Genomic DNA, 11062 nt, shown 5'->3' with positions numbered 1-11062 from the left:
AAAGTAAAACGGCCACCCGCAGGTGGCCGTTCGATTATCGCTCAGACGAGTTTTATGCGGCGTCCTTGAAGATGCCCATCTCGAAGAGTTCGCGCTTGAGGACCAGTTCGCGCGGCATCTTGTCGCCCATCTTGTCGAACCATTCCTTGTGGCCGGCCAGTTCGGCCTTCCAGGCGTCGGCGTCGATCGTGGTCAGGGCTTCGAAGTCTTCCTTCTTGATGTCGAGACCGGTCCAGTCGATGTCCTCGAACTTCGGCATCCAGCCGAGCACGGTTTCCTTGGCGGCGACCTTGCCCTTGCAGCGGTCGACGATCCACTTCAGGACGCGCATGTTGTCGCCGAAGCCCGGCCACATGAAGTTGCCGTCCTTGTCCATGCGGAACCAGTTGACACAGAAGATCTTCGGCGTTGCATCGACGGCCTTGCCCATGCGCAGCCAGTGGTTGAAGTAGTCGCCCATGTGGTAGCCGCAGAAGGGTAGCATGGCGAACGGGTCGCGGCGGACGACACCTTGCTGGCCGAAGGCGGCGGCAGTGGTTTCAGAACCGAGGGTGGCGGCCATATAGACGCCGTAGTTCCAGTTGAATGCCTGGTAAACCAGCGGCACGGTGGTGGCGCGGCGACCGCCGAAGATGAAGGCGGAAATCGGCACGCCGGCGGGATCTTCCCAGGCGGCGTCGACCGACGGGCACTGGTTGGCCGGGGCAGTGAAGCGCGAGTTGGCATGCGCTGCCTTGCGGCCGGCCTTGCCATCTTCCGGCGTCCAGTCCTTGCCCTGCCAGTCGATCAGGTGGGCCGGGGCTTCCTTGGTCAGGCCTTCCCACCACACGTCGCCGTCGTCGGTCAGGGCGACGTTGGTGAAGATGATGTTTTCCTTCAGGGTGGCCAGCGCGTTGTAGTTGGTCTTTTCCGAGGTGCCCGGGGCGACGCCGAAGAAGCCGGCTTCCGGGTTGATGGCGTAGAAGCGGGTGACGCCGTCGGCATCGACGCGCGGCTTGATCCAGGCGATGTCGTCGCCGATGGTGGTGATCTTCCAGCCGTCGAGGGTCTTCGGCGGGATCAGCATGGCGAAGTTGGTCTTGCCGCAGGCCGACGGGAAAGCCGCTGCGACGTAGGTCTTTTCACCGGCCGGCGACTCGACGCCGAGGATCAGCATGTGTTCGGCCAGCCAGCCCTGTTCGCGTGCCATGTTGGAGGCGATGCGCAGCGCGAAGCACTTCTTGCCAAGCAGCGCGTTGCCGCCGTAGCCGGAACCGTAGGACCAGATTTCGCGGGTTTCCGGGTAGTGCACGATGTACTTGACGGTCGGGTTGCACGGCCAGGCAACATCCTGTTGGCCCGCTTCGAGCGGGGCGCCGACCGAATGGACGCAGGGGACGAATTCACCGTCGCTGCCGAGCACGTCGAAGACGGCCTTGCCCATGCGGGTCATCGTCTTCATGTTGGTGACGACGTAGGCGGAATCGGTGATTTCGAAGCCGATGTGGGCGATCGGCGAACCGAGCGGGCCCATCGAGAAGGGGATGACGTACATCGTGCGGCCCTTCATGCAGCCCTTGAACAGGCCGTTCAGGGTTTCGCGCATCTTGGCCGGTTCTTCCCAGTTGTTGGTCGGGCCGGCGTCTTCCTTCTTCTCGGAGCAGATGTAGGTGCGGTCTTCGACGCGGGCGACGTCGGACGGGTCGGAGAAGGCGAGGTAGGAGTTGGGACGCTTGGCTTCGTTCAGCTTGATGAAGGTGCCGGCTGCAACCATTTCCGCACACAGACGGTCGTATTCTTCCTGCGAGCCGTCACACCAGTGGATCTGGTCGGGCTGGGTCAGTTCGGCAATCTCGGCCACCCATTGTTTGAGGGCTTCGTGTTTGACGTATTCCGGTGCGTTCAGCGCTGCGGTCATGGCGGTGTCTCTCTAATAAGTTACTGAAATAACTGATTTTCACGCCAGTCGCCGGGTGCTGCCACCAAGACATCTGCGCGGCGCGAGGCCGTCGGCTGGGAAGCCCGTAATTATGCCTCAGGCAGAGGGAAATATCTACTTGACTTTGTCTTCTAGGTGATGTCCGAAATACTGCTGTCAGGCATGCTGTGGTAAGGTTATACCGTATCTCAAAAAGGCGTTTCACCATACAAAACGGAGGCGACATGGATCCCAGGCAATTGCGCGAAGCCGCGCTGTTTTATCACCGCAGCCCGAAACCCGGCAAGATCGCGGTCACACCGATCAAGCAGCTGACCAACCAGTACGATTTGTCGATGGCCTACTCGCCGGGCGTTGCCTTCGCCTGCGAGGAAATCGTCGCCGATCCGGCCGAGGCGAGCACGCTGACGGCGCGCGCCAATCTGGTCGGCGTCATCACCAACGGCACCGCTGTCCTCGGCCTCGGGCCGATCGGCCCGCTCGCCGCCAAGCCGGTGATGGAAGGCAAGGGCGTGCTGTTCAAGAAATTCGCCAATATCGACGTCTTCGACCTCGAGATCGACGAGCGCGATCCGGACAAGCTGATCGACACCATCGCCTCGCTGGAGCCGACCTTCGGCGGCATCAACCTCGAAGACATCAAGGCGCCCGAGTGCTTCTACATCGAGAAGAAGCTGCGCGAACGGATGAAGATTCCCGTCTTCCACGACGACCAGCACGGTACGGCGATCGTCGTCGGTGCCGCCATCCTCAATGGCCTGCACCTGATCGGCAAGGACCTGTCCAAGGTCAAGATCGTCACTTCCGGTGCCGGTGCCGCAGCGCTCGCCTGTCTCGACCTGCTGGTCATGCTTGGCGCGCCGGTCGAGAACATCTGGGTCACCGACATCAAGGGCCTGGTCTATGAAGGCCGGGTCGAGGAAATGGACGAGATCAAGGCGCGTTACGCCAAGCAGACCGAGCAGCGTACGCTCGGCGAGGCGATTGCCGATGCCGACGTCTTCCTCGGTCTCTCCGCCGGCGGCGTGCTGAAGCCGGAAATGGTCGCCAAGATGGCCGCCAAGCCGTTGATCATGGCGCTCGCCAACCCGACGCCGGAAATCACGCCCGAGCTGGTCAAGAGCGTGCGCGACGATGCCATCATGTGTACCGGCCGTTCGGATTATCCGAACCAGGTCAATAACGTGCTCTGCTTTCCCTTCATCTTCCGAGGTGCGCTCGACGTCGGGGCGACGACGATTACCGAGGAAATGAAGATGGCGGCGGTCAAGGCGATCGCCGAACTGGCCCGCGCCGAGCAGTCGGAAGTGGTCGCTTCCGCCTACGGCGAGCGGATTTCCGGCTTCGGTCCGGAATACCTGATTCCGAAGCCCTTCGATCCGCGCCTGATCGTCAAGATCGCGCCGGCGGTGGCGCAGGCGGGCATGGATTCGGGCGTGGCGACGCGGCCGATTCAGGATTGGGATGCCTATTTGCAGGGCTTGAACGAATTCGTCTACCACTCCGGCCTGATCATGAAGCCGGTGTTCTCGCAGGCCCGCCTGGCGCCCAAGCGCATCGTCTTCGCCGAGGGCGAGGACGAGCGCGTGCTGCGTGCAGTGCAGGTGGTGCGCGACGAGGGCATCGCCTGGCCGATCCTGATCGGTCGCCACGCCGAGATCAAGCGCCGGATCGAAGCGGCCGGTCTGCGCATTCGCGAGGGCGAGGATTTCGAGGTCGTCCACTCCGACAACAGCGCCTTCTTCGACGAGCATTACGAGGAATTCTGGACCACCTATCACCGCCTGATGGAGCGCAAGGGCGTATCGCCCGATTACGCCCGCCGCGAGGTGCGTCGCCGCAACACGCTGTACGGCGCGCTGATGGTCCGTCTCGGTTACGCCGACGGCCTGATCTGCGGCACCTTCGGCCGCCACGAGACGCATCGCGAATACGTGCAGAGCGTCATCGGCACCCGTGCCGAGCATGACCGCTACTATGCGATGAACCTGCTGCTGCTGCCAGGTCGTACCGTCTTCATCGCCGACACCTACGTCAATTACGACCCGAGCGCCGAGCAACTGGTCGACATGACGCTGATGGCGGCCGAGGAAATCCGCAACTTCGGTATCGTGCCCAAGGTCGCGCTGCTTTCGCACTCCACTTTCGGGACCGAGAACACGCCGACGGCGGTGAAGATGCGCGAGGTGCTGGCCGAGCTCAACCGGCGCGCACCCGAGCTCGAAGTCGAAGGCGAAATGCACGGCGACGCGGCGCTCGACGAGAAGATCCGTCAGTCGGCCTTCCCCAATTCCCGCTTGAAGGGGCAGGCCAACCTGCTGGTGATGCCGACGCTGGACGCAGCGAACATTTCGTTCAACCTGCTCAAGGTGGCGGCCGGCGACAACCTGACGGTCGGGCCGATCCTGCTCGGCGCGGCGAAGCCGGTCAACATCCTGACGCCGACGGCGACGGTGCGCCGCATCGTCAACATGACGGCGCTGACCGTGGTTGATGCTTCTTGAGTAACTGCCTGAATATCTGGAGCTATCCCGCTGCTTTGATGGTTATTTTGGATTTGGATCACAAACTCGGATAAAATCGGCACTTGCTTCGGGAGTGCTCCATGCGTCGAAAATTACTTGTCCTGCTCGCGTCCTTGTCGCTGATCGTCGGTGTCTCGCCGGTCGAGGCAGCAAAACGGGAAGCGACGACCAAGAAGCCGGTAACGCATAAATCGGCGAAGAAAACGCAGAAGGCGCAGAAGAAGTTGGTGGCGGCGCGTAGCACCAAACCGGTGAAGCGTGTCGCCCTCAACGAAGACCCGGCGCAACTGGCGATTCGCTCGTCGGCAGCGCTGGTCATCGATCAGAGCAGCAATCGCGTGGTGATCGAGAAACAGCCGGATGCCGTGCTGCCGATCGCTTCGATTTCCAAGCTGATGACGGCGATGGTCGTGCTCGATGCCGGGCTCGACATGCACGAAGTGATCAGCATTGGCGCCGAGGACATTGACGACCTGAAGGGGACGCGCTCGCGTCTGCCGGTTGGGACGACGATGACGCGCGAGACGGCGATGCTGCTGGCGCTGATGTCTTCCGAGAACCGGGCGGCGAACGCCCTCGGTCGCCACTATCCCGGCGGTCTGCGCGCCTTCGTCGAGGCGATGAACCGCAAGTCGCGCGCGCTCGGCATGTTCGACACCCGTTTCGAGGAGCCGACCGGCCTCTCCAGTAACAACGTTTCCACGGCCCACGATCTGGCGCGCATGGTCACGGCGGCGGTTCGTTATCCGCAAATCCGCATGTTCTCGACGACGGCCGAGGCCAAGGTCGAGCTGAATGGCCGCATCCAGCAGTTCGGTAATACCAATTCGCTGGTGCGCAGCGACAACTGGCAGATCGGTCTGTCGAAGACCGGATACATCTCGGAGGCCGGGCGCTGTCTGGTGATGCAGGCCTGGGTGGCAGGCAAGCCGGTGGTCATCGTGCTGCTCGATTCGCAGGGTAAGGCAACCCGGGTTGGTGACGCCAACCGGATCAAGCGCTGGATGGAAAGCGCCTGAGCTTTTATTCTCTGGGGTGAGCAGAAAGGCGGCCGCTGGCCGCCTTTTTCATTGGCGCGGCTTGTTGTAGCCGAGAGCGTGCGAGACTTCCTCGGCGGTCTCCTTGACCTGGTGGGCCCATTCCGGGTCGTGGCGATCGGCCGGGGCGGATACCGAGAGGGCGGCGACGACATTGCCTTCATCGTCATGAATCGGCGCCGCGACGCATTTCAGGCCGAGCTCGGCTTCCTCGTCGTCGTAGGCAATGCCGTGCCGGCGCACCTTGTCCAGCTCTTTTTCCAGCGCAGCCAGGGTGGTCAGCGAGTGTGGCGTCTTGCCGGGGAGGCCGGTGCGGCGGGCGTAGTCGCGGACTTTCTGGGCGCTCTCGGCGGCCAGGAAGAGTTTGCCGAGCGAGGTCAGGTGCAGGGGGGCGCGACCGCCGACCAGATAGACGACACGGACCAGCGAGCGGCCCGACGAGGTGCGCTCGAGGTAGACGATGTCGTCGTCGTGGCGGGCGCCGAGATTGATCGCCTCGCCGATCTTTTCGTGCAGGGTCTGCATGAAGGGCAGGGCGACTTCGCGCAGGTTGATGCGCGATTTGACGATGTTGCCGAGTTCCAGCAGCCGGATGCCGAGGCGGTAGTTGCCGGCATCCTGGCGCTCGACGAAGCGGGCGCTGCACATGGCGGCAAGAATGCGGTGCGCCGTCGAGGGATGCAGCTCGGTCACCGCCGCCAGGTGTTTCAGGCTGGCGGCATCAGGCGCGTCGGCAAGCGCGTCAAGCAAAGACATCATGCGCTCGATGACCTGGATCGAGCCGGGCGTCCGGACGGTGCCGTCGGCAACTTCTGACAACTGGATTCCTTTATTTGCGGGGTTTGAGTAGCATTGGCCACTTTGCCTTTTGCTGCGGCGCGATTTTAACATGCGGATTGCCTTATACGTTACCTGCCTGGTGGACCTGATGCGTCCCGCAGTGGGCTTTGCCGCGCTGCGCCTGCTCGAGGCGACCGGCAACGATGTCGTCGTGCCGCCGGCGCAGACCTGCTGCGGGCAACCGGCCTGGAGTGCGGGCAATCGTCCGCTGGCGCTGGCTCTGGCGCAGAAGGCGATCGCCGAACTGGAAAATTACGATGTCGTGGTTGTCCCTTCGGGGTCCTGTGCCGAGCAGATCAAGTCGGTGTATCCCAAGCTGTTTGCCGACGATGTGCTCTGGGGGGCGCGCGCCCGCTGCCTGGCGGAACGCACGCAGGAACTGAGCGTCTTCCTGGCCAGCCTTGGCGAGACCTGTCAGCCGCCCGGCGAGTTCGTCGGCAGCGTCACCTATCATGACTCCTGCAAGGGCCTGCGCGGCCTCGGCATCAAGGCGCAGCCGCGCGCCCTGCTTGGCCGCGTGCGCGGGCTGAGCCTGAAGGAAATGGCCGATTGCGAGGAATGCTGCGGCTTCGGCGGCGCCTTCGCCGAGAACTACGCGGATGTCTCGGCGCGCATCGTCGACCGCAAGTGCGAGTCGATTGCCGCTGCCGGGGCTGACGCCGTGGTCGGCGGCGATCTCGGCTGCCTGCTCAACATCGAGGGCCGCTTGCGTCGGCGCGGTGACGAGACGACGCGCGTGTTGCATTTCGCCGAAGTACTGGCCGGGGAAACGAAGCCATGAACGGCAACGCCCGTCATTCGCAGGCGATGCATTTCACCGCCCGTGCCGCCGACAAGGTGCGCAACCCGGTGCTGCAACAAGCCTTGCAGAAAGCCAAGCCGCTGTTTTCCGGCAAGCGCGCCAAGGCGATGGCGGCGCTGCCCGACGACGGTCTCGAATTCGAAGCCTTGCGCGAAGCTTGCGCCGGCATCCGCGACCGGGCATTGAACGACCTCGACGTCTGGCTGGAAATCTTCGAGGAAAACGCCCGCGCCCGCGGCGCCGAAGTGCTGTGGGCGCGCGACGGCAGCGAAATCTGCGATCTGGTGATCGACGTCGCCCGCCGTCATGGCGTCAAGAAGGTGACCAAGTCGAAGTCGATGCTCTCCGAAGAGGCGCATCTCAACGACGCGCTGGCCGCCGCCGGCATCGAGCCGGTCGAAACCGACCTCGGCGAGTACATCATCCAGCTCGCCGGCGAGGCGCCGTCACACATCATTGCGCCGGCGGTGCACAAGACGCTGCAGGAAGTCGAGGTGCTGTTTGCCGAGAAACACGGCCGGCCGCAAGAGGCGCGGACTTCAGCCGACATCCCGGCGCTGACCCGCGAGGCGCGCGGCATTCTGCGCCAGCACTTCCTGTCGGCCGACATGGGCATCTCCGGTGCCAATTTCCTGATCGCCGAGACCGGTAGTGCGGCGCTGGTCACCAACGAGGGCAACGGTCGCATGGTGACGACGCTGCCGCGCGTCCATGTGGTGATCACCGGTATCGAGAAGGTGGTGCCGACGCTGCAGGATTTCGCCACGCTGATGCGCCTGCTGCCGCGTTCGGCGACCGGCCAGACGATTTCCAACTACGTCTCGCTGCTGACCGGCACCCGTACCGCTGACGAAAGCGAAGGGCCGACCAAGACTGTCTTCATCCTGGTCGATAACGGCCGCGCCGACGTCGTCGGGTCGCACTATCAGGACATCCTGCGCTGCATCCGCTGCGGCGCCTGCATGAATCACTGCCCGGTGTATTTCTCGCTCGGTGGCCACGCCTACGGTTGGGTCTATCCGGGGCCGATGGGCTCGGTGCTGACGCCGCTCTACACCGGCATCGAGAACGCGCTCGACCTGCCGCACGCATCGACCGGCTGCCGCCAGTGTTCCAGCGTCTGCCCGGTGCGCATTCCGCTGCCCGAGCTGATGCACGGTCTGCGTCAGGAACAGTGGCGGCGCGGCCTGCGCCCCTGGGGCGAGCGCCTGGGCCTGCGCGCCTGGGCCTGGGTCGCCGGCCGGCCGGCGCTGTACCGGGCGCTGACCCGGATCGCCGCCCGCTACCTGAACTGGCTGGCCGACGGTGAGGGCCGCATCCGCATCTTCGGTTTTGCCCCGGGCTGGACGACGGCGCGCGATCTGCCGGTGGCCGCCGGCGGCAAGACCTTTTTCGAACAATACGCAGCAAGAAAGCGAGACTGACGATGGAATTCGCACCCGAAGGCCCGATGGCCATTCCCCTCTGGATCAACGGTCACCCCTACCTGACGGTGGGTGACAGTTTCTTCGATGTGGTCAATCCGGTGACTGGACAGGCGCGGCACCGGGTGCCGATGTGCGGCGCCGAGGAAGCGGCTGAAGCGGTGGCGGCGGCGCGCGATGCCCAGGCCGCCTGGGCGGCGCTTGGTCTGGCAGGGCGCCAGGAATGCCTGGCTGGGCTTGCCGATGGCTTGGCGAAATACGCTGGTCATTTCGCCAAGCTGCTGGTGCAGGAGAGCGCCTGCCCGGAGGCGGAGGCGGAGGCCGAGGTGGCGGCGGCGGTTGGCGCGCTGCGCGAGGCGAATGTCGGCGAAACCGGTGTCGTCGCGCTGGTCGTCGATGCCGGGCAGCCGCTGGCGGGGCTGGCGGCTGCAGCGGTACCGGCCTTGCTGGCGGGGGCGACGCTGGTCGTCAAACCGAGTCCGAAGGCGCCGTCCTCAGCCTTTGCGCTGTGCGAGCTGGCAACGCGCTGCGCCTGGCCGGCCGGGGTGCTCAATCTGCTGCATGGCGACGGGCCGGCGATCGAGGGCCTGTGCGCGGCCGGCGTCGATCGCCTGATCTACAGCGGTGACGCTGCGCTTGGCGCCCGCGTCAGCGAATTGGCGGTGGCGCACGGCACGCCTTTCGTCAGCGCAGCCTGATGCAGCGCATCGTCCATCTCGATCGGGCGTCGGTGGTGGCCGACTTCCGGCCGCCGGCTTTCGCCCACGACTGGATCGACTACCCGCAGACCGCGCCGCAGCAGGTGGTCGAACGTCTGCGCGGCGCCAGCATCGCCATCACCAACAAGGTGCCGCTGCCGGCCGCGGTGATCGAGGCGCTGCCCGAACTGCGGATGATCGCGGTTGCCGCCACCGGCACCAACATCATCGACCTCGACGCCTGCCGGCGCCACGGCATCGTCGTCAGCAACATCCGCGGCTATGCCGAACATACCGTGCCCGAGCATGTCTTCGCGCTGTTGCTGGCCTTGTCGCGCAATCTTTTTGCCTGGCGGGCGACGATCCAGGCCGGTGCCTGGCAGGCCGCCGAGCAGTTCTGCCTGTTCGATCACCCGATCCGCGACCTGCACGGCGCGACGCTGGGCATCATCGGCGCCGGCAGCCTCGGCAGTGGCGTCGCCCGTCTCGGCGAGGCCTTCGGCATGCGCGTGCTGCGCGCCGAGCGCAAAGGGGCTGCGACGGTGCGCCCCGGTTACACCGCCTTCGCCGACGTGCTGGCGGCGGCCGACGCGATCAGCCTGCATTGCCCGCTCAACGACGCCACCCGGCACCTGATCGGCGAGGCCGAACTGCGGGGGATGAAAACCTCGGCGCTGCTGATCAACACGGCGCGCGGCGGCATCGTCGACGAAGCGGCGCTGGCCCGGGCGCTGCGCGAAGGCTGGATCGCCGGTGCCGGCTTCGACGTGCTGAGCGTCGAACCGCCGCCGGACGATCAGCCGCTGCTTGATTCCGCCTTGCTGGCGCTGCCCAATTTCCTGCTGACGCCGCATGTCGCGTGGTCGAGTCGGCCGGCGATGCAGATGCTGGCCGATCAACTGGTGGACAACCTCGAAGCCTTCGTCGCCGGTACACCACGGAATGTCGTGAGATGAGCGCGCGCGACGAGATCCTCGCCCGCGTCCGCGCCGGGCTTGCCAAAGGCGATGCCGGCACGCGCCGCGCCGCCGCCCTGGCCTACCTGCAAGCGGCGTCGCCGGGGCCGCAGCCGACGCTGGCCGGCGACCTGGTGGCGCGCTTCTGCGCCAAAGCGGGTAGCCTGGCGAGCACGGTCGAGCGGGTTGCCGACTACGCCGCGGTGCCGGCGCGCGTCGCCGCCTACCTGGCGGAACAGAATCTGCCGCCGCGGGCGGTGACCGCGCTCGACGTCGCCGGCCTCGACTGGGGCGCCGCCGGTATCGACAGCCACAGCGGCAGCGCGGCGGATGCCGATCCGGTCGGCATCACCAGCTGTTTCTGCGCCATCGCCGAAACCGGGACCCTGCTCCTGCTGTCCGGGCCGGCGACGCCGGCGTCGGTCAGTCTGTTGCCGGAAACCCACATCGCGCTGGTACCGGCGGCGCGGGTGGTGGCGACGATGGAAGACGCCTTTGCGCTGCTGCGCCGCGAGCGCGGGCAGTTGCCGCGGGCGGCCAACTTCGTTTCCGGGCCATCGCGCACCGGCGACATCGAACAAACCATCGTCCTCGGCGCCCACGGGCCGTGCCGGGTGCACCTGATCATCATCGAGGAAGAAGCATGAGTCTCAATTTTGCCGTGCGCGGCGAGCACATCCAGCTCGACCAGCTACTCAAGGCAACCGGTCTGTGCGAATCGGGCGGCGCCGCGCATGCGGCGATCGCCGATGGACAGGTCCGCGTCGATGGCGTTGTCGATACCCGCAAGCGGGCCAAGATCCGGCCCGGGCAGCAGGTCGATTTCGCCGGCCAGACGATCGTCGTCAGCGGCGAGTGACGT

Annotated in this window: 10 protein-coding genes; 8 read left to right on the top strand and 2 right to left on the bottom strand. The window is 65.3% G+C overall.

Features of this window, described 5'->3' with window-relative positions:
- Window positions 1–52: 52 nt before the first annotated feature.
- Window positions 53–1897, bottom strand: coding sequence for a phosphoenolpyruvate carboxykinase (GTP) (locus tag ACE3OV_RS00690; protein ID WP_374324010.1), 1845 nt, complete (start codon window positions 1895–1897; stop codon window positions 53–55).
- Window positions 1898–2142: 245 nt separating this feature from the next.
- Here ACE3OV_RS00690 and ACE3OV_RS00685 point away from each other — a divergent pair, with 245 nt between their 5' ends.
- Together ACE3OV_RS00685 and pbpG are read left to right on the top strand one after the other, a co-directional pair.
- Window positions 2143–4422 (top strand): NADP-dependent malic enzyme, encoded by a 2280-nt coding sequence (locus tag ACE3OV_RS00685; RefSeq protein ID WP_374324008.1) that lies wholly within the window; start codon window positions 2143–2145, stop codon window positions 4420–4422.
- A 101-nt stretch (window positions 4423–4523) separates the two neighbouring features.
- Window positions 4524–5462 (top strand): D-alanyl-D-alanine endopeptidase, encoded by a 939-nt coding sequence (gene pbpG / locus ACE3OV_RS00680; protein WP_374324006.1) that lies wholly within the window; start codon window positions 4524–4526, stop codon window positions 5460–5462.
- 48 nt (window positions 5463–5510) lie between these two features.
- Here pbpG and ACE3OV_RS00675 read toward each other — a convergent pair whose 3' ends face one another.
- Window positions 5511–6239, bottom strand: coding sequence for an IclR family transcriptional regulator (locus ACE3OV_RS00675; protein WP_374326212.1), 729 nt, complete (start codon window positions 6237–6239; stop codon window positions 5511–5513).
- Window positions 6240–6369: 130 nt separating this feature from the next.
- Between ACE3OV_RS00675 and ACE3OV_RS00670 the strand changes: the two genes are divergently transcribed.
- Genes ACE3OV_RS00670 through ACE3OV_RS00645 form a run of 6 tightly spaced genes read left to right on the top strand, consistent with a single transcriptional unit; the run spans window position 6370 to window position 11059 of the window.
- The gene (locus ACE3OV_RS00670) at window positions 6370–7101 is read left to right on the top strand and encodes a (Fe-S)-binding protein (protein ID WP_374324004.1); all 732 of its coding nucleotides are present in this window, start codon (window positions 6370–6372) and stop codon (window positions 7099–7101) included.
- Complete coding sequence (locus ACE3OV_RS00665) at window positions 7098–8546, top strand: lactate utilization protein B (RefSeq protein WP_374324003.1); 1449 nt, start codon at window positions 7098–7100, stop codon at window positions 8544–8546. Before ACE3OV_RS00670 ends, ACE3OV_RS00665 begins: the two co-directional genes overlap by 4 nt.
- Before the next feature lie 2 nt (window positions 8547–8548).
- On the top strand, window positions 8549–9244 hold the full coding sequence (locus ACE3OV_RS00660) for an aldehyde dehydrogenase family protein (protein ID WP_374324001.1): 696 nt from the start codon (window positions 8549–8551) through the stop codon (window positions 9242–9244).
- Complete coding sequence (locus ACE3OV_RS00655) at window positions 9244–10200, top strand: D-2-hydroxyacid dehydrogenase (protein ID WP_374323999.1); 957 nt, start codon at window positions 9244–9246, stop codon at window positions 10198–10200. Before ACE3OV_RS00660 ends, ACE3OV_RS00655 begins: the two co-directional genes overlap by 1 nt.
- Window positions 10197–10847 carry a lactate utilization protein C gene (locus ACE3OV_RS00650; protein ID WP_374323998.1) on the top strand — a complete coding sequence of 217 codons (651 nt, stop codon included), beginning with the start codon at window positions 10197–10199 and terminating at the stop codon, window positions 10845–10847. The genes ACE3OV_RS00655 and ACE3OV_RS00650 overlap by 4 nt, the downstream gene beginning before the upstream one ends.
- A complete protein-coding gene (locus tag ACE3OV_RS00645) occupies window positions 10844–11059 on the top strand; it encodes an RNA-binding S4 domain-containing protein (protein WP_374323996.1) in 216 nt (71 codons plus the stop codon). Before ACE3OV_RS00650 ends, ACE3OV_RS00645 begins: the two co-directional genes overlap by 4 nt.
- Window positions 11060–11062: the final 3 nt, after the last annotated feature.

It is taken from the genome of Azonexus sp., from assembly GCF_041909095.1.
Lineage (GTDB): Bacteria > Pseudomonadota > Gammaproteobacteria > Burkholderiales > Rhodocyclaceae > Azonexus.
This window is presented reverse-complemented; position numbering and strand designations above follow the sequence as displayed.

What these genes read in the sequence shown, in the direction of transcription:
- ACE3OV_RS00685 (WP_374324008.1), top strand. Translation starts at nt 2,143, where the DNA reads ATGGATCCCAGGCAATTGCGCGAAGCCGCGCTGTTTTATCACCGCAGC.
- ACE3OV_RS00660 (WP_374324001.1), top strand. Translation starts at nt 8,549, where the DNA reads ATGGAATTCGCACCCGAAGGCCCGATGGCCATTCCCCTCTGGATCAAC.
- ACE3OV_RS00670 (WP_374324004.1), top strand. Translation starts at nt 6,370, where the DNA reads ATGCGGATTGCCTTATACGTTACCTGCCTGGTGGACCTGATGCGTCCC.
- ACE3OV_RS00675 (WP_374326212.1), bottom strand. Translation starts at nt 6,239, where the DNA reads ATGATGTCTTTGCTTGACGCGCTTGCCGACGCGCCTGATGCCGCCAGC.
- ACE3OV_RS00650 (WP_374323998.1), top strand. Translation starts at nt 10,197, where the DNA reads ATGAGCGCGCGCGACGAGATCCTCGCCCGCGTCCGCGCCGGGCTTGCC.
- ACE3OV_RS00655 (WP_374323999.1), top strand. Translation starts at nt 9,244, where the DNA reads ATGCAGCGCATCGTCCATCTCGATCGGGCGTCGGTGGTGGCCGACTTC.
- ACE3OV_RS00665 (WP_374324003.1), top strand. Translation starts at nt 7,098, where the DNA reads ATGAACGGCAACGCCCGTCATTCGCAGGCGATGCATTTCACCGCCCGT.
- ACE3OV_RS00645 (WP_374323996.1), top strand. Translation starts at nt 10,844, where the DNA reads ATGAGTCTCAATTTTGCCGTGCGCGGCGAGCACATCCAGCTCGACCAG.
- pbpG (WP_374324006.1), top strand. Translation starts at nt 4,524, where the DNA reads ATGCGTCGAAAATTACTTGTCCTGCTCGCGTCCTTGTCGCTGATCGTC.
- ACE3OV_RS00690 (WP_374324010.1), bottom strand. Translation starts at nt 1,897, where the DNA reads ATGACCGCAGCGCTGAACGCACCGGAATACGTCAAACACGAAGCCCTC.